The organism is Mesorhizobium sp. RCC_202 (genome assembly GCF_041355295.1).
Lineage (GTDB): Bacteria > Pseudomonadota > Alphaproteobacteria > Rhizobiales > Rhizobiaceae > Mesorhizobium.
In genome coordinates this window covers 128,242-146,809 of the sequence record NZ_JBFUPO010000004.1, presented here as the reverse complement: position 1 = coordinate 146,809, position 18,568 = coordinate 128,242, and the positions used below count along the sequence as shown (strand labels likewise).

The window sequence follows — 18,568 nt, the reverse complement described above, 5'->3', positions numbered from 1 at the left end:
GTAAAATCCTCAAAACCTCTAGGCGGCGAGCTTGGCGCGCTCGGCGATTGCGGCGGGTGATGGAGCGGCGCTGTCGACGCCCATTTCATGCAGCGAGAAAGCCGCCGCCTCGACGACGCTGCGCATGACATGCTCGTCCATCTGGCCGATGCAGCCGATGCGGAAGGAATCGACCACCGTCAGCTTGCCCGGATAGATGATGAAACCCTTGTCCTTCATCAGCTCGTAGAAGCGGTCGAAGGCGAAGTTCGGGTGCGCCGGGTTGAAGAAGGTGACGATGATCGGCGACAGCCAGCGGTCCTTGAGCAACGTCTCGAAACCGAGCTTGCGCATGCCGGCCACCATGACGTCGCGGTTGCGGAAGTAGCGCGCGCCGCGCCCGGCGACGCCGCCTTCGGCCTCGTGCAAGCGCAGCGCTTCCAGGAAGGCCGCGACGACATGCGTCGGCGGCGTGTAGCGCCACTGCCCGGTCTTGTTCATGGTCGCCCATTGCGCATGGACGTCGAGCGACAGCGAATGACTGCGCCCCTTGGCGGCCTCGAGCTCGCTCTTGCGGGCGATGACGAAGCCGAAGCCGGGCACGCCCTCGATGCATTTGTTGGCGGAAGACACCATCGCTTCGTAGCGGATGTCATTGACGTCGAGCGGGATGGCGCCGAAGGCGCTCATGGAATCGACCAGGAGCTTGCGGCCATTGGCATAGACGGCTTCCGAAATCTCTGCGACCGGATTGAGGATGCCGGAACTGGTCTCGCAGTGGATGGCGATGACATGCGTGATGGCCGGGTCTGCCTTCAGCGCCGCCGCCACCTCGTCGCCGCGCGGCGGCAAATAGTCGCCCTTGTCGATCAACGTGTAGGCGCGGCCGATATACTGCATGGTCTGCGCGGCGCGCAGGCCATAGGCGCCGTTGGCCAGCACCAGCACCTTGCCGTCCTTCGGCACGAAGGAACCGAGCATCGCTTCGACGCAGAAGGAGCCGCTGCCTTGCATCGGCACGCAGTCGAATTCATCTCTGCTATCGCCGGTAAGCGCCAGCAGGCGGCGGCGCAGATCGGCCGTCATGGCGCGGAAATCGCCGTCCCAGGAGCCCCAGTCGCGCAGCATCGCCTGCTTGACGGCATAAGCCGTGGTGAGCGGACCGGGCGTCAGCAGATAAGGTTCACCCAGCGCCGGCTTGTCCAGCGGTTTGACCGCCGCAAGTTTCGTCTCAGCGAGCATGCCGCCCTCCCACTTCGATCCAGTCATCGGAATATGACAGTCATTCTCGGTTGGCCCGACATATTTGTAAAATCGTTATTTTGTATTGATGTATCGATCTGATCGATGATAGAAATCTGAGGCATAAGCGCCGCCACGGGAGCCACGCCAATGCGCTATGTGCAGCTCAGAGCCTTTCATCAGGTCGCCATATCAGGCGGCTTTTCGCGCGCGGCGGAGGCGCTGTTCCTCACCCAGCCCGCCATCTCGGACCAGGTGCGCAAGCTCGAGGAAGAATATGACGTGCTTCTGTTCAACCGCAACAAGAAGCAGGTCACGCTGACCACGCAAGGCCAGAGGCTGCTCGAGATCACGCACCGCATGTTCGAGACCGAACAGCAGGCGCTGGAACTCCTGACGGAATCGCGCGCGCTGCGCTCGGGCACGCTGCGCATCGTCGCCGATGCGGCGCACCATCTTCTGCACATCCTCGGCGCCTTTCGCGCCCGCTATCCCGGCGTCCAGGTTTCGCTGCGCTCCGGCAACACCGACACCGTGATCAGCAGCCTCTACAGCTACGAGGCTGACATCGGCGTGCTTCCCGAAGTGCCGGCCGGCCGCGATTTCGAGATGCTGAAACTCAACTCGACCCCGATCATCGCCTTCGTGTCCGCCGATCACCCGTTGGCGGGGAAAACATCGCTGACACTGGAACAGCTCGCGCAGCAACCGCTGGTGATGCGCGAACGCGGCTCCAAGACACGCAAGAAGCTGGAGGATCTTGCCGCAGCCTCGAACATCGAGCTCAAGCCCGCGATCGAGGCCGAGGGCCGCGAGGCGGTGCGTGAGATCGTCGCCTCGGGCGCCGGCGTCGGTTTTGTCTCGGCCGCCGAGTTCGGCCACGATCTGCGCTTGGCTCAGATCACGATCGATGCCCCAGAGACGCTGATGGACGAGGCGCTGATCTGCCTGCGCGAACGCAGCGGCGGCAAGCTGGTGCGCGCCTTTCTCGACGTTGCGCGCTCCATGTCGGCGGACTGAGCGCCTGCGAATGCGGAAGGCCGGCGCTTATGCCGCCCCTTCCCTCATCCTCGGCCGGCGCGCAACGTTGCCGTCGCGGCTTCGTCGACGGCGAGCAGCCCCGGCTCGGCCGCATCCTTCAACGCTACGCCGTAGACCGTCTTGGCATCCGCGCGGCTCAACCAGCCGCGGTTGACGGTCGCGGCGACCCGCTTCGGGTCGCGCTTCAGCGGATCGCCGTAGCCGCCACCGCCGCAAGCGGTGAACTCGATGCGAGCGCCGTCCTCGATCGTCTCCTCGCTGAACGCCGGCAGCACGATTTTCTCGCCGGCCCGGAGCTTGATGGTCTCGCTTTCCTTGCCGTCGCCGCCGCCCAGCACACCGCGCGGCGGGAAGCTGGTGCCGTCGGCCGCGTAGACGATCGTCATGTCGTGGTCGAGCGGGTAGAAGACGCCGCCGGTCGCCGGCGCGCCCTCGAACTCGCCGAAACCTTGCGATCCGGGCAGCACACCGCGACGCTCGATGACGATCGGATACATCGACTCGTCGACCTCGACCGAGTCGAGCTGGATCAGGCCGGCATTGGCCGGACCGCAATAGGTCAGCCAGCCATCGAAACCATGGCGCGCGCCGCCGCCGGCATAGCCGACGAACACCTGATTGACATAGGACTTGCCGTTCTTGAACGGATCGTGGCCGGAGATGACACCGACGCCGGCCGGCAGGTGCGAGCCGCTCTCGGCCTGGCCGTAAGGCGCGCCCATGCGCGAGAACACGCAATTGCCGGCAATCATCAGCCGGTCGTTGACATTGGTGGTGGCGACCGAGGTGCCGACCGGGTATTTCGGCTTGCCGACGACGCTGCCTTCGCGCAGCAGCACCTTGATCTGCGACTTGGCGCCCTCATTGTGCGGGATGCTCTCGTCGAGATTGTTGAAGACGCCGATGCGGCAGGAGCCGGTTGCGGTGTTTTCCGACAAATTGAGGCCGCCCGGCACGTTGTCGATGTTGTCGCGCACATCGACGACGATCTCGCCCTTGCCCGGGTCGACATGGATGGTGACACGAACCGGGATGCCTTCGTCGGCGACACCCGGCACCGGATCATGGCGGGTCTCGTAGCTGTAGGTTCCCGCCGGCAGTTTGGCGATCGCCGCCTTGGCGCAGCGTGCGCCATAGTCGAACCAATCCTCGACGAAGCCGAGGATCGTGTCGCGGCCGTAGCGGGAAAACAACTCGCCGATGCGGCGCTCACCGGTACGGCAGGCGCCGATCTGCGCCCGCACGTCGCCGAGCCACATATCCGGCACACGGTTGCGCATCGTGCCGATGCGCAGGATGTCCTTCTTCTCCTCGTAATTCTGCGCCACACGCACGCAAGGGAAATGCATCCCTTCCTCGAAGATATTCTTCGCGAACGGCAGATAGGTCGACGGCACCGGCGCGCCGGTATCGGCATGGTGCGACAGCGCCACCACCCAAAACAGCGGCTCGCCCTCGAAGAACACCGGCATCGCCATGATCAGGTCGGCATGGTGCGTGCCGCCGGTATAGGGGCAGTTGTTGAGGAAGATGTCGCCTTGCGTGACGTCATCGAAAAGCTCGGTCAGCGGCCGTGTCGCCATGTCCATCGACATGACGTGGATCGGCAGCGCATCCTCGACCGAAACCAGCCGGTGGTCGTAGGTGAGGATGGCGCAGGAGAAGTCGCGCGCGTTCTTGATCACCGCCGAGCGGCTGGCGCGCATGACGACCAGCGTCATCTCGCGCACGATCGCCTCGAAGCGGCTCTTCAGCACCGACATCAGGAAGGGGTCGACACGGCGCTCGGCGACGTCGAGCTCGAGCCTATTGATGGTATCCATGGGTCGTTCTCTCACGTTGGTTGAATCAGGCGATGTTGACGACGAGATTGCCGTAACGGTCGATCTGGCCCTGGTGCTGGTTCTTGAGATAGGCGGTGAAGGTCTCGGCCTCGACGAGGCACGGACCGGCGAGCTGCGCCCCGGCGCGCAGCCGCGCCAGTTCGTAAACCGGCACCGTCTCCACCCTTCCGCTTTCCTGCTGGTAGATGCCGCGTCTTGCCTTCGGATCGATGTCGCCGATCTGGTCGGGCAATACGTTCTTCTGCCAGAGATCCTGGCCGGAGCGCTTGCCGATGGCGCGCAGCTTCCACGCCGTGAACTCGACAATGTCGTTGTCGGCGCGGATCGAATAGATACGCTCATGCATCTTGTGGAAGGCCTCGACCAAACCCGGCAGATCGCTTTCCGACACTGTGCCGTCCGTGGCTTCGAACGGCACCTCGATCTCGAAGGACTGGTATTCGTAGCGGCCGAGGAAAGAGAATTCGAACTGGCGGTTCTCCGGCGCCACACCGGCCTCGGCGAGGAAAGTGTTGCCGGCCTGCTTGAGCCGCTTCAACGCATCGTTGACGCCGGCGACATTGAAGTCGGCGTCGGAGGTGAGCAGCACCGCGCTCGCTTCCGAACGGATGTCGGAGATCAGTCCGCCAAAGGCGCTGAGCCCGGCCATGAAACGCGGCACCATGTAGCGCTTCAGGCCGAGGATGTCGGCCATCTCGGCGATGTGGATGGCGGTGGCGCCGCCGCCGCAGACGAAGAAAGAGTCGCGCGGGTTGATGCCTTCGCGCACGGTGATCTCCTCGATCGCCGCCACCATGTTGTGATTGCTCGTGGTGTAGATCGCGTAGGCCGCTTCCTGCCGCGACACGCCAAGTCGCGTCGCGATCTTGTCGACCGCGGCTTCCGCCAGCTCGCGCTTCAGCTGCATCTTGCCGCCGAGGAAATAGTCCGGGTCGACGATGCCGAGCACGACATTGGCGTCCGTCACCGTCGGCTCGGTGCCGCCCTGGCCGTAGCAGGCAGGCCCCGGCCGCGCGCCGGCGCTGCGCGGACCGACCTGCAGCAGACCGCCTTCGTCGACGAAGGCGATCGAGCCGCCGCCGGCGCCGACCGAGCGCACGTCGACTTTTGGAATGCCGAGCGAGTCGTCATGGATCATGCTGTCGGGCGTGACGATAATCTGGTGGTCGCGCAGTGCCGACACGTCGAAGGTTGTGCCGCCCATGTCGCCGACGATGATGTCGGGCTCGTCGGAGAGCGCGAGCGCCGCCATCGGCGCCAGCGTCGGGCCGGACATGACGCTGTAGATCGGTTTCCTGATCATGTCGGCCAAAGGCATCATGCCGCCGACGCAATTGGCCAGCAGCAGCTCGCCTTCGAAACCCTCTTCGTCGAGCGCCGTCTTCAGCTTCTCGATATAGGTGCGCACGATCGGGTTGATCGAAGCGTCGATCGCGGCCGCGATGATGCGCTTGTATTCGCGCGGCATCGGGTTGATCTCGTGGCTGAGCGTCACCGGGATACCCGGCAGTTCTTTATCCAGGATCTCGCGCACGGCGAGCTCATGCGCCGGGTTGACCACCGACCACAGCAGACCGACGGCGATCGCCTCGACACCAAGGCCGCGGAACTCGTCGGCCGCCTTGCGCACGTCATCATGCGACAGCGCCGTGAGCTCGCGACCGCGCGCGTCGATGCGGCCAGCCACCGTCTTGGTGAGGTGGCGCGGCACGTAAGGATCTGGATAGTTCAGCCGCCACTGGAAAGCGCCTTTGCGCGGCCCTTCGCGCAGCACCAATATGTCCTGGTGGCCGGCGGTCAGGATGAGGCCGACCTTGACCGTCTTGCGCTCGACCAGCGCGTTGGTCGACACGGTCGAACCGTGCACCACGAGCTCGATCTGTTTCATGAAATCGGCGCCGCTTAGGCCATAGCCCTCGGCCGCTACATGCAGCACATTGATAAAACCCTTCTCGAACTCGCCCGGCGTCGTCGGCGACTTGAAGATGGCGATCTCGCCCTTGCTGTTCGAGACAAGGCAGTCGGTGAAGGTGCCGCCAATGTCGATGCAAACTTGATAAGCCATACACGCTTCCCGAATGTTTGGTGAGGTCTCAGCGCCTGGCTTCGTCACGATTGACGATCAGGCTGACGATGATGATGACGCCAAGGCAGATCTGCTGCAGATAGCCGTCGATCTGCACCAGGTTCATGCCGTTGGAGAGCACGGTGACAAACAGCGCGCCGAGCACGGCAGCACCGACGCCGCCCTCGCCGCCCGACAGCCGCACGCCGCCGACGACGGCGGCCGCGATCGCTTCCAGTGTGAGATTGCCGCCAAGGTTCGGCTCACCCGAGCCGGTGCGCGCGGTGAGCAGCAGCGCGCCGAGCGCGGCCAGCAGCGCGCAGAGCGTGTAGGCGAGGATCAGCACTGGCACGGTGCGGATGCCTGCTGCCACGGCCGCTTTGGGATTGGCGCCGATGATGTAGAGGCTGCGGCCGAAGCGCGTCGCCTTGAGTGTCAGGAACAGGAGCACGAACACCAGCACGGCAATCCAGATCGGCATCGGGATGGCAAGCATCGAGCCCTGCGCGAACTCGGCGGTCAGGCTTTTCGGCAGGCCGGTGACCGGAAAGCCGCCGCTGATGGTGGATGCCAGGGCCAGCACGATGTTGGCCATGCCGAGCGTCGTCACCAGCGGGTTGATGCCGACGCCGGCGATCAGCACGCCATTGGCAACACCGATCGCGCCGGCGATCAACACCGCCGCGCCGACGCCATAAAGGATCGAGACATCGCCGCCGCCCATCGCCACCATGGCCATCGAGGCCGCAACGCTGATCAGCGAGACGTTGTAGCCGAGCGACAGATCGAAGCCGCGGGTCAAGAGCACCATGGTCTGCGCCATGGCGAAGATCGCGAGATAGCTGGCCTGGACAGCGATGTTGCGGAAATTGGCAATGGACAGCACGCGTGGCTCGACCAGGCCGAACAGGATGAGCACGACGACGATGGCGACCGGCAACCGTGCGGCGCGCAGGATATCCTTCAGGGAAAGGCTGGAGGTTTGAGCCATCGGTTGGATCTTGACCTCGGTGCTCATGACTGCCGCTTCCGCAACAGAAGCCGCTCGATGGCCAAAGCGATGATCAGGACCGCGCCCAGCACCAGCGTCTGATACTTGCTGTCGACCTGCACCAGGTTCATCGCATTGGCGATCACCGAAAGGAAGAGTGCTGCAAGCGCGACCAACTCGGCACGGCCTACGCCGCCGCGCAGCGAGACGCCGCCGATGACCGCGGCGGCGATGGTCTCGAGCGCCAACGTGCCGCCGATGGTCGATTGTCCAGAGCCAAGCCGCGACGTCATCAGGAAACCGGTGAGCGCGGCGAGCAGGCCGGCGAGCATATAAGCGATGATCAGCGTGCGGCCGGTGGCGACGCCGGAAAGACGCGCCGAGCGCGGATCGCTGCCGACCGCATAGATATGGCGGCCAAGCGCGGTGAAGCGCTGCATGACGATACAGGCGACAAGCACGCCGAGCGCCGCCCAAAGCACGATCGGCAAGCCGAGAAACTGTCCGCGTCCGACATTGGCGATGAAGCTGTCGGTGACGCCATAGATCGGTATGCCTTGCGTGAAATAGAGCGCGATGCCCATCAGCACCGACATCATCGCCAGCGTCACCATGAAGGGCGAGAGCGAGAAGGTCGCGACCAGCCCGGCATTGACCGCACCGACAAGCGCGCCGAGGCCAAGCGCGATGACGAACGACGTCAGAATGACGGCGATCTCCATGCCGGGGAAATAGCCATTGCCGACCAGCATCACCGCTGCCGTCACCACCGAAGTCGCCGCCACCACCGCGCCGACCGAAAGATCGAAGCCGCCAGCCGTCATCACCAGCATCTGCGCCAGCGACGGAATGAGCAGCAGCGAGAAATTGCGCATGACGTTGAGCAGATTGAGCCGGTTGAGGAAGCGCGGCTCGATCACAGTGGTGGCAACCACAGCAACGATCAGAAAGGTGATGACGATGCCGCCCTGCATGAGGAACCGATCGAGCCGGCTTGCCCGATGCGCGGGAGCATTGGCGACGACCGGTGTCATGCTTGCCGTCTCAACGCTCATCAGTGCCCTCCGAAATAGTGCGACAGCACCTGGGCTTCGCTGAGCTCATGCTTGGCAAGTTCGGCGACGACCTTGCCCTCATGCATGACGTAGACGCGCGCGGCGAGGTTGATCAGCTCGGGCAATTCGGATGTCGAGACGACAACGCAGGCGCCGGCCTCCACCAGCGACTTGATGAGGTTGTAGACATCGACCTTGGCGCCGACATCGATGCCGACCGTCGGCTCGTCGAACAGATAGACATCGAAAGGTTTCATCAGGCCGCGCGCCAGCATCAGCTTCTGCTGGTTGCCGCCGGAGAAGGCCGAGGCCTTGCGCTCCGGCGCCATCGGCCTAAGCGCAAGATTGCTGAGCGGGGTCTTGATGGTCTCGGTCTCGCGCCAGAATTTCAGCAACGGACCGGATGACAATTCCGGCAGGTCGAGCGAGCTCATGGTCGCATTTTCGCGCGCCGGACGCGCCAGCGCCAGGCCCTCCGAGCCGCGGTCAGCCGGGAAGTAGCAGACATTGGCGGCGAGCATCGACGTCGGCGTTGGCCGCTCGACAATCTTGTCGCCGAGGCTGATCGTGCCGGTCTCGATTGCCTCGAGGCCGAAGACGGCGCGGCACAGTTCGCTGCGCCCGCAGCCGACCAGACCGGCAAGGCCGACCACCTCGCCCGCGCGCGCCGTGAACGAGGCTCCGATGACGGAGTGCTTTTGCGTGGTGAGGTCGCGAACCTCGAGCCGCATCGCGCCGGGCTTGTGCTCGATCTTCGGGAAGAGCTGCTCGACCGGGCGGCCGACCATCATCTCGATCAGCCCCTCATCCGAAATCTCCGATGTCACGACCGTGCCGATCTTCTTGCCACCGCGCAGCACGGTGACGCGGTCGGAGAGATTGCGGATCTCGCTCATGCGGTGCGAGACATAGATGATGCCAACGCCGCGCGCCTTGAGCAGACCTATGGCGTTGAAGAGTTTCTCCGCCTCGCCGTCGGTGAGCGACGCGGTCGGCTCGTCGAGGATCAGAACCTTCGGCCGCATGCGCAGCGCCTTGGCGATCTCGACCATCTGCTTTTGCGCGCGCGACAGGAACGCGACCTTCTCGTCGAGCGGCAGATGGAAGCCGAGGCTGTCGAGCAGCTCGACTGCTGCCTGGCGCATCTGCTTGCGTTTCAGGAACAGCCCGGACGACTGCTCGCGTCCGAGGAAGATGTTCTCGACCACGGTGAGATCCGGAACCAGGCTGAATTCCTGGAAGACGGCGGCGATGCCGATTTCCTGCGCCACCTGCGGGGTCAGGCTGGTGACTGTGCGACCGTTGACGCGGTAGACGCCCTCGGCCCAGGGGAATGTGCCGGCAATGAGATTGATCAGCGTCGACTTGCCGGCGCCGTTCTCACCAAGCAATGCGTGCACCTCGCCCTCGTTGAGGGAGAAGTCGACATTGTCGAGCGCGGCGACGCCGCGGAATCTCTTGGTGAATCCTGTAACTTCCAGCATCTCATCCAAAGGCCCAAAGCCGGTACAAGCAATTCCAGGAAAAGTGCACAGCGGTTTTCCATCCGGAATTGCGTAGAACAAGTCGCCTGACCGCCACGCGGCGGTCAGGCCGGGAGGATCGCGATCAATTCGCGAAATGCCTCGACGTTATTCGACCGAGAATTCGGGGCGCCAATTGTCGGGCGCGAAGATCTGGGTCGTGTCGATCTTGTCGACATTGTCCTTGGTAACGATGCCCGGAGCAACCAGCAGGATCTTTTCGTGATCCTTTTTCTCCAGCGCGCGGACCGCGAGGTCGACGCCGATACGGCCCATGATGACCGGATATTCCGTGGCAAAGCCCAGCACCTGGCCGTCCTTCACCGCCTTCAGCATGGTCTGGTTTTCATAGGACGACATGATCGTCACGTTGCTCAGGCCCGCATCGGCAACCGCGCCGATCGCGGCTTCCGCCGTCGGGGCGCCGCCCCAGATGACGTTGACGTCCGGATGGGTCTGCAGCGCGTCCTCGACGAGGCGAAGCTGCGCCGGCACGCTGGCCTCGCCGAACATCTCGCCGACCAGCTTGATGTTGCCGGTCTTGGTGCTGTCGCGAAAGCCGTTCATGTAGGTTTCGGCCCAGCCGCTCCCCTGCGGACCGGGGAAGGCGACAGCGGTGCCCTGCTTGTCGCCGAGATACTTCTTCACATACTCGCCGGTCTGGAAACCCTTTTGGTAGAAATCGGGCGTGATACGGGCGGTGATCGGCGTCTCCAGGATCGGGTTGGCTACCGCAATGTTGACGATGCCCTTGCCCATGCCTTCATTGATCTTGGCGGCGACGCCGGCTTCGGAGATCGCCGAGATCAGGATCGCATCGGCGCCGGCCGCGACGCAGTCGTCATATTGCGAGATCTGCTTCGGCAGGGCGGTGTATCCCCCGGCCTGCAGCACCGTCACCTTGACGCCGAGGCGCTTGGCTTCCTCGACGATGCCGTAGTCGACCGACACCCAATAGCTGTCCTGCAGATGCGGGAAGAGCACGCACAACTTCCATGGCTTTTGCGCCTTGTCGAGCGGCTTGTATTCGATCTCACCCACCTTTTTCAGATCGCCGTCCTTCGCCGAGGCGATCTTGAAAGGCCACCAGTCGGCGGCATGCGCCATGCCGGCCGACAGCACGGTCGCCGACAGCGCCAGGGCCAGTGATTTCGTCAATCCATTCATATCAGTCTCCCATTTGAACGCGCCCTGTGGGCTCGCAGGTTGATCCATCGATCGGTTGGTCCGACCGTCTCTTTGTATCCAATCTGCCACTTCTCTGTTGGCATTTCAAACTTTCAAGGCGGGTATTGCGTTCCTATGTATCCATTTCGCTATTTCGTAACTTACATCTTATATCTTATGTGTCAACGCGTGAAGCAGCACTCGCTCATTTAAGGCACCGCTGGGCGGAACATGTTTCCAGCCTACGGATGAACCTGCGGCAGCGCCGCTTCGAGGGATCGCTCGAAGGCATCGACCAGCGTGTCGATCTGGGCCTCGGTGATGATCAATGGCGGACAGAAGGCGATGGCATCGCCCATGTTGCGCGAGATGACGCCGTTCTGCTGCAGGAAGCCGTTGACCAGCGCGCCGAGCGCGGCCGGCTTGCCCCATGGCGCCTTGGTCGCCTTGTCGGCCACCAGTTCGACGGCAGCGATCAGGCCGACGCCGCGCACCTCGCCCACCAGCGGATGCGGGGCAAGCTTGCGCAGCCGCGCCTGCAGATGCGCGCCGACCTTGCGCGCATTGCCGACAAGGTCGCGCTCCTCGATCAGCTTGATGTTCTCCAGCGCCACCGCCGCGGCCACCGGATGGCCGCCACCGGTGAAGCCGTGCCCGAAGGTGCCGATACGGTTGCTTTCATCGGCAATCGGCTCGAACACCTTATCGTTGATAAGCAGCGCCGAGATCGGCAGGTAGGAGGAGGAAATCTGCTTCGACAGAACCATGATGTCAGGGCGGATAGCGAAGGTCTGCGAGCCGAACATCTCGCCGGTGCGACCGAAGCCGCAGATCACTTCGTCGGCCACCAGCAGGATGTCGTATTTCGACAGCACCGCCTGGATCTTCTCCCAGTATCCGGCAGGCGGAACCACGACGCCGCCCGCGCCCATGATCGGCTCACCGATAAACGCGGCGATGGTTTCGGGACCTTCGGCGAGGATCAGCTTTTCCAGATCGTCGGCAAGGCGGGCGGAGAACTGCTCCTCGCTCTCGCCGGGCTCGGCATCGCGCCAATGATGCGGCGTCGAGGTGTGAAGGATGTTGGCGATCGGCAGGTCGAAGGAGAGATGGTTGGTGGGCAGGCCGGTCAGGCTTGCCGAGGCGATGGTGACGCCGTGATAGCCACGCTTGCGGCTGATGATCTTCTTGCGCGCCGGCTGGCCGAGCGCATTCGACCGGTACCAGATCATCTTGATCGCGGTGTCGTTGGCCTCGGAGCCGGAATTGGTGAAATAGGCCTTGCTCATCGGCACCGGCGCCATCTGCACCAGTCTCTCGGCCAGGTCGATCAGCGGCGAATGCGCTTTCGAGCCGAAGTCATGATAGAAAGGCAGCTTCGACATCTGCCTCGTCGCGGCGTCCACCAGCCGCTTTTCCGAGAAGCCTACCGCGACGCTCCACAGGCCCGCCATCGCCTCGATGTAGCGATTGCCGGAGATGTCCTCGACATAGACGCCATCGCCCTTTTCGATGACCAGCGGCCCGGCTTCCTGGTGCCTGCGGGCGTTCGTGTAGCCATGCATGTGGTAGCGGATATCGCGAGCTTCGGGGGAATTCGGTCTGTCGTCCATGACGGCTCCTGCTGCAAGCGTTCAAGCGGCCCTGCCCTCCCTCATTGTAGGGCCTGCAGTTCCCTCTTGCTTTATGCTGTTTGATGCATCATGTTTCTTATAAGATATAGTGTCAAGGCCATTTTGGCCGGGCAACAAAAAACCGGGGATGACACGATATGGCGGGCTTCAGTTTCGAGACGCTCGACCGCGAAAATCTCGGCGAGACCGTCTATGCGCGCGTCGCCGAAGCCTTGATCAAGGGGCGCTTCGCACCGGACGCGCGGCTGACCATCCGCGACCTCGCCCAGTCGCTCGGCACCAGCGTCACGCCGGTGCGCGATGCGATCCTGCGCCTGATCCAGGACGAGGCGCTGGTGCAGAAATCGGCGCGCGAGGTGCGTGTCCCCATCATAACACTCGAGCGCTACCGGGAGATCCGCCAGATCAGGTTGAAGCTGGAGGGCCTTGCCGCGCGCGAGGCCGCCCTCAGGGCCACCGCCAAGGATGTCGAACGGCTGCGCGACTTGATCGTCCGCAACGAGCGCGCGATTGCCAACAGGAACTGGACCGAAGGCCTGGAGCTAAACCAGACCTTCCATTTCGCGCTGGCCGACATTGGCGACATGGTGGTGCTGCGCGGCATCCTGAACCGGCTCTGGCTGCAGATGGGCCCGCTGATCGCGGAATCCTATCATGAGGGTGGACGCAGCATGATCGACAACCACCATGCCGTGCTTGCCGCAGTGGAAAAAAACGATGCCGATGCCGCAGAGCGTGCGATCATCGCCGACATCACCGAAGGTGGAAACGTGATTCTCGAACGGCTCTTGCGCCGGCGCGCGGCCGACGAGGCCAGGGCAGACTAGGCATGGAACAAGTCGATTGCATTGTCGCCGGCGCCGGCGTCATCGGTCTTGCCGTTGCGCGCGCTCTTGCCGCGCAGGGCCTCGAGACGTTGATCCTCGAGGCGGCGGACGCCATCGGCACCGGCACCAGTTCCCGCAATTCGGAAGTCATCCACGCCGGCATCTATTACCCGCAAGGCTCGCTGAAGGCCCGGCTCTGCCTCGCTGGACGCGAGCTGCTCTACCGCTACTGCGCCGACCACGCGATCCCGCACCGCCGCTCCGGCAAGCTGATCGTGGCGACCGACGCGGCGCAGGAGCCGGTGCTCGGCTCCATCCACGCCAATGCCGTCGCCTGCGGCGTCGACGATCTTCGCTTCCTGTCCGCCGTCGAAGCGAAAGCGCTCGAGCCGGCCGTTCATTGCACGGCGGCGCTGCTCTCGCCGTCGACCGGCATCATCGACAGCCATGCGCTGATGCTCGCCTTGCTCGGCGACGCCGAAGACAACGGCGCCATGCTCTCGCTCAACACCAGCATCGTCTCGGGCCGCATCGAGGCTGCCCGCTTTGTCCTCCAGACCGTGGACACGACGACCGGCGAAGCGTTCGAGATCGCGGCTTCGCGTCTCGTCAACGCGGCCGGTCTCAGCGCGGTTGCGCTCGCCGGCTCGCTCGAAGGCTTCGACCGGCAATTCCTGCCCACACTTCGCTACGCCAAGGGAAACTACTTCTCGGTGGCGGGCCGGGCACCGTTCTCGCGGCTCGTCTATCCGGTGCCGGAACCAGGTGGCCTCGGCGTCCATCTCACGCTCGATCTCGGCGGCACGGCCCGTTTCGGGCCGGACGTCGAATGGACGGACACCCTCGACTACCGCGTCGATCCCGCGCGCGCCGAACGCTTCTATGGCGCGATCCGCAAATACTGGCCGGACCTCGCCGATGGCGCCCTGCAGCCCGCCTATAGCGGCATCCGGCCGAAACTGTCGAGCCAGGGCAAAGCCGACGGCGACTTCGTCATCCAAGGCCCGGCGGCCCACCGCACCCAGGGTCTTGTCAATCTGTTCGGCATCGAAAGCCCGGGGCTGACCTCAAGCCTGGCGATTGCCGAAGAGGTGACGCGCGCCCTCGCGCTTCCGACAGACTGAGAACGCCAATCCGCAGCATCAAGACCGCTCGCCCGTCATAGCGCCTGGCTTGATGAATGTATCCATTTGGCATCAGAAACAGCTGAATTATGGCTTTCAAAGCGCGATACTCACGCTTATCGTATCCAATAAGCTTATTCCGTACGAGCTAGCCAGGATCCGTGATGCCCGACTACACCACATTGGCCCCCTCGGCTCCATGGCGCGAGCTCCGCAGCACCCGCGCCGACTGGGATGACGCCGACCCGGCGGTGCTGGAATCCATGCTGGTTTCAGCCCATCTCATCCGCGCCTTCGAGGAGAAGGTGCTGGAGCTTGCCGCCCAGGGCCTGGTGCATGGGCCGGCGCATTCGGCGGTCGGCCAGGAAGGCGGCGCCGTCGGCTCGGCCGCGCTGATGCGCGCCACCGACCAGATCAATGGATCGCATCGCGCCCACCACCAGTTCCTCGCCAAGTCGATCCGCTATGTCGCGCCCGACGGGCTTTCTCCGGCAGTCGATTTTTCGTCGGCTATTCGCGGCCTGGCGCAAAAATCGCTGGCCGAAATCCTGGGGCTCGCACAGGGCTTCTGCCGCGGGCGCGGCGGGTCGATGCATTTGCGCTGGGCAGAAGCCGGCAATCTCGGCACCAACGCCATTGTCGGCGGCGGCGTGCCGCTGGCGGCCGGTGCGGCCTGGGCGCATAAGCGCGCCGGCAAGGGCGACGTTGCCTTTGCCTATTTCGGCGACGGCGCCGTCAACATCGGCTCGGTGCTGGAAACGATGAACATTGCCGCCGCCTGGAAGCTGCCGCTCTGCTTCTTCATCGAGAACAACCGCTATGCAGTCTCGACCCATGTCGAGGAAGCGACCGCCGAGCCGCGCTTGTCGGCGCGCGGATCGGCTTTCGCCATTCCAGCCTGGAAAGTCGATGGCATGGATCCGCTCGCCGTCTACATGGCGACGAACGAGGCCATAGCGGTGATGCGCAATGGCGGCGGCCCGACGATCATCGAGGCCGATGTCTATCGTTATTTCCATCAGAACGGGCCGCTACCCGGCAGCGCCTTCGGCTATCGCGACAAGGCCGAGGAAGCGGCCTGGCGGACACGCGACCCGCTCGACCGCCTGGCCAGCGAAATGGGCGAGCGCCAGATCATCGGCGCCAGCGGCGTGACGGCGTTGCGCGAGCGCGCCCTTGCCCTCATGGCCGATGTCGCCGCCGAGCTCGTCGAGCAGGTCGACGGCAAGAACCGCATCAAGGCGACGCTGTGGCCGGACGAGGGTTTCCGCGACAGCGGCATTCGCGGCGATCTCTCCGAACTCTCAGCGCAGCGCACCGAGGAACTGGAGACTTTTAGCGGCGCCATCGCCAGCGATGCGAAGTTCATCGACACGGTCGCCAACGTCATGCATCGCCGTATGGCCCAGGATAATCGCATCGTCATCATGGGTGAGGACGTGCACCGGTTGAAGGGCGGCACCAATGGCGCCACGCGCGGCCTTGCCGCTGCCTTTCCGGACAGGGTGCTCGGCACGCCGATCAGCGAGGCCGCCTTCACCGGCCTTGGCGGCGGCATCGCCATGGATGGCCGCTACATTCCGGTCGTCGAGTTCATGTATCCGGACTTCATGTGGGTGGCCGCCGACCAGGTCTTCAACCAGATCGGCAAGGCGCGCCACATGTTCGGCGGCGACATCGAAGTGCCGCTGGTGCTGCGCACCAAGGTCGCGATGGGCACCGGCTATGGCTCGCAGCATTCGATGGATCCGGCCGGCATCTTTGCCACCTCGCCCGGATGGCGCATCGTCGCCCCGTCGACGCCGTTCGACTATGTCGGGCTGATGAACAGCGCGCTGCTTTGCAAGGACCCGGTGCTCGTCATCGAGCATGTCGATCTCTACAATTCCACCGGTCCGGCGCCGGTCGACGATCTCGATTACTTCATTCCGTTGGGCAAGGCGAAGGTCGTGCGCCAGGGCACGTCGATGACGATCCTGACCTATCTCGCCATGGTGCGGCCGGTGCAGGAAGCGGTCGAACGCCTAGGTGTCGATGCCGAGGTCATTGACCTGCGTTCGCTCGACCGCGCCGGGTTGGACTGGGAGACCATCGAGGCTTCGATCCGCAAGACCGGCAATGTGCTGGTGGTCGAACAGGGCGCGCGCGGTACGTCCTACGGCGGCATCCTCGCCGCCGAAATCCAGAACCGCTGCTTCGACTGGCTCGACCAGCCGATCCAGCGCGTCCATGGCGGCGAAGCTTCGCCCAGCATCTCCAAAGTGCTTGAAGCCGCTGCCTGCGCCCGCTCGGCCGATATCGAACGCGGCCTGCGCCAGGTCATGGCCGACCAGGGCCGGCCGCTGAGCTAAGGTCAGCTCGCAGCCATCGGATCGTCGGGCGGCGTGATGAAGCCGGCCGTCTCGCCGCCATCGACGCTCAACACCGCGCCATTGACGAAACTTGCTGCGCGCGACAACAGCCAGACCACGGCTTCGGCGACATCCTCGGGCGTACCCAGCCGCGCCGCCGGAATACGCTTTTCCAGCCGCTCGCGGCGGCCCGGAATGGCCAGTGTCTTGGCCATCATCTGCGTGGCGATCTGACCTGGGCATACTGCATTGAAGCGCACCTCGGAGCCATATTCGAGCGCCAGCGCCTGAGAGAGCCCAATCAGCGCCGCCTTGGAGGCGGTGTAGATCGCGAGCCCCTCCTCGCCGACCAGGCCTGCGACCGACGAGATCATCACCACCGCGCCGCGCCCTGCCCGCAGACCCGCCAGCGCGTGGCGCGTGAACAGATAGGCCGAGGTGGTGTTGGCCGTCATCGTCCGGTTCCAGTCGGCGACCGTGGTTCGCTCGAAGGCGAGCCGTGCGCCTGTGCCGGCATTGTTGACGAGACCGGCGATGCGGCCGCCGCCGATCTCCAGAGCGATCTCCACCGCGCGCTTGCAATCGGCCTCGCTGGTTGCATCGCCCGGGGCGAAGACCGCTCCCGGAACCGCCGCCAGCACATCGTCGGCCGCCTCCTGGTCGCGCCCGGTGAAGACGACGCGCGCGCCATCCGCCGCCAGCCGCTCGACGCAGGCAGCACCGATACCTCGTGTGCCGCCCGTCACCAGGAACACGCGTTGCGCCGTATCCGCGCTCACGCCACCACCCCGTAATCGACCGGCGTGCAAAGCGGCCCTTCCCGATGCGCGGCCCAGTAAAGATCGTGGATGCGGTTGGTGATCGGTCCCGGCTTGCCGTTGCCGTAGATGCGGCCGTCGAGCGCCGTTACCGGCATGATGCCGCCGGCCGAGCTCGAGATGAAGATTTCGTCCGCGTCGCGCAATTCCTCGATCGGCAGCGGCCGCGTTTCGCAAATGACGCCGGCCTCGCTCGCAAGCTCCATCACGGTGCGGCGCGTCATGCCTTCGAAGACGCCACGGTCCGGCGTGGTGATGACATTGTTCTTCACCGCAAAGACATTGAAGCCCGCGCCTTCCGTGACATTGCCCTTGCCATCATTGAGCACGGCGACGATAGCGTCCTTGTCATAGGCCTCGAAGATACCCATCGTCAGATCCAGCCAGTGGAAATTCTTAAGCCGCGGATCGAGCGATTCCGGCGGAATGCGCTGCACCGAGCTTACCACCATCTTCAGCCCGTCGCGCCGCTGCTCCTCATTGGCGATCCAGACGAAAGGCTGCGCGAAGGCGTAGAAGCGGTTCTGGCAAAGCCGTGGATCGCGGGTACCTGCCGGCGGCACACCGCGCGTGCACGTCATCTGCACATAGGCGTCGCGAAGCCCGCTGCGGCGCACGCATTCGACCAGGATGTCGGTCATCTCCGCCTTCGACAGCGGCAGGCTCATGCGCAGACCGCGCATCGAAGCCTGGAAACGCTCGAGATGATCGTCCAGCCGGAAGAAGCGACCCTTCCAGACATGGGTGACGTCGTAGGTCGCATCGGATCGGACGAAGCCACGATCGGTGAGCGGAATGGAGGCCTCGGCAAGCGGCATATAGCTGCCGTTGACATAGGCAATGCCCGGCGCCGGGTCGTGTTGCGTCTTGTTGTTCATCGAATCCTCCACCAATGCCTGGAGCCATT

14 protein-coding genes are annotated in these 18,568 nt (G+C 64.2%); 4 read left to right on the top strand and 10 right to left on the bottom strand.

Translation table 11 applies throughout. From position 1 onward, the window contains the following. Positions 1-18: 18 nt before the first annotated feature. A complete protein-coding gene (locus tag AB6802_RS10900) occupies positions 19-1,221 on the bottom strand; it encodes a 2-aminoethylphosphonate--pyruvate transaminase (RefSeq protein ID WP_371010105.1) in 1,203 nt (400 codons plus the stop codon). Positions 1,222-1,371: 150 nt separating this feature from the next. On the opposite strand from AB6802_RS10900, the gene AB6802_RS10895 reads away from it, so the two are divergent. Next, positions 1,372-2,241, top strand: coding sequence for a LysR substrate-binding domain-containing protein (locus AB6802_RS10895; RefSeq protein WP_371010104.1), 870 nt, complete (start codon positions 1,372-1,374; stop codon positions 2,239-2,241). 44 nt (positions 2,242-2,285) lie between these two features. On the opposite strand, the gene AB6802_RS10890 is transcribed toward AB6802_RS10895, so the two are convergent. The 7 genes from AB6802_RS10890 to AB6802_RS10860 form a co-directional block, all read right to left on the bottom strand. Continuing rightward, positions 2,286-4,085 (bottom strand): hydantoinase B/oxoprolinase family protein, encoded by a 1,800-nt coding sequence (locus tag AB6802_RS10890; RefSeq protein WP_371010103.1) that lies wholly within the window; start codon positions 4,083-4,085, stop codon positions 2,286-2,288. Positions 4,086-4,110: 25 nt separating this feature from the next. Beyond that, complete coding sequence (locus AB6802_RS10885; protein WP_371010102.1) at positions 4,111-6,171, bottom strand: hydantoinase/oxoprolinase family protein; 2,061 nt, start codon at positions 6,169-6,171, stop codon at positions 4,111-4,113. 28 nt (positions 6,172-6,199) lie between these two features. After that, on the bottom strand, positions 6,200-7,189 hold the full coding sequence (locus AB6802_RS10880; protein ID WP_371010101.1) for an ABC transporter permease: 990 nt from the start codon (positions 7,187-7,189) through the stop codon (positions 6,200-6,202). Continuing rightward, positions 7,186-8,217, bottom strand: coding sequence for an ABC transporter permease (locus AB6802_RS10875; protein WP_371010100.1), 1,032 nt, complete (start codon positions 8,215-8,217; stop codon positions 7,186-7,188). Before AB6802_RS10875 ends, AB6802_RS10880 begins: the two co-directional genes overlap by 4 nt. After that, complete coding sequence (locus AB6802_RS10870; RefSeq protein ID WP_371010099.1) at positions 8,217-9,701, bottom strand: sugar ABC transporter ATP-binding protein; 1,485 nt, start codon at positions 9,699-9,701, stop codon at positions 8,217-8,219. The genes AB6802_RS10875 and AB6802_RS10870 overlap by 1 nt, the downstream gene beginning before the upstream one ends. A gap of 147 nt (positions 9,702-9,848) precedes the next feature. After that, positions 9,849-10,907 (bottom strand): TMAO reductase system periplasmic protein TorT, encoded by a 1,059-nt coding sequence (torT, locus tag AB6802_RS10865; RefSeq protein ID WP_371010098.1) that lies wholly within the window; start codon positions 10,905-10,907, stop codon positions 9,849-9,851. Positions 10,908-11,149: 242 nt separating this feature from the next. Continuing rightward, positions 11,150-12,520, bottom strand: coding sequence for an aspartate aminotransferase family protein (locus AB6802_RS10860; RefSeq protein ID WP_371010097.1), 1,371 nt, complete (start codon positions 12,518-12,520; stop codon positions 11,150-11,152). 158 nt (positions 12,521-12,678) lie between these two features. Here AB6802_RS10860 and AB6802_RS10855 point away from each other — a divergent pair, with 158 nt between their 5' ends. The 3 genes from AB6802_RS10855 to AB6802_RS10845 all read left to right on the top strand — a co-directional run bounded on the left by AB6802_RS10855 (position 12,679) and on the right by AB6802_RS10845 (position 16,843). Further along, positions 12,679-13,368 (top strand): GntR family transcriptional regulator, encoded by a 690-nt coding sequence (locus AB6802_RS10855; RefSeq protein ID WP_371010096.1) that lies wholly within the window; start codon positions 12,679-12,681, stop codon positions 13,366-13,368. Between the two features lie 2 nt (positions 13,369-13,370). Further along, positions 13,371-14,492, top strand: coding sequence for an NAD(P)/FAD-dependent oxidoreductase (locus AB6802_RS10850; RefSeq protein ID WP_371010094.1), 1,122 nt, complete (start codon positions 13,371-13,373; stop codon positions 14,490-14,492). Positions 14,493-14,656: 164 nt separating this feature from the next. Further along, positions 14,657-16,843 carry a thiamine pyrophosphate-dependent enzyme gene (locus AB6802_RS10845; RefSeq protein WP_371010093.1) on the top strand — a complete coding sequence of 729 codons (2,187 nt, stop codon included), beginning with the start codon at positions 14,657-14,659 and terminating at the stop codon, positions 16,841-16,843. 2 nt (positions 16,844-16,845) lie between these two features. Here AB6802_RS10845 and AB6802_RS10840 read toward each other — a convergent pair whose 3' ends face one another. After that, a complete protein-coding gene (locus tag AB6802_RS10840; protein ID WP_371010092.1) occupies positions 16,846-17,622 on the bottom strand; it encodes an SDR family NAD(P)-dependent oxidoreductase in 777 nt (258 codons plus the stop codon). Beyond that, positions 17,619-18,539, bottom strand: coding sequence for an aminotransferase class IV (locus tag AB6802_RS10835; protein WP_371010091.1), 921 nt, complete (start codon positions 18,537-18,539; stop codon positions 17,619-17,621). Before AB6802_RS10835 ends, AB6802_RS10840 begins: the two co-directional genes overlap by 4 nt. Positions 18,540-18,568: the final 29 nt, after the last annotated feature.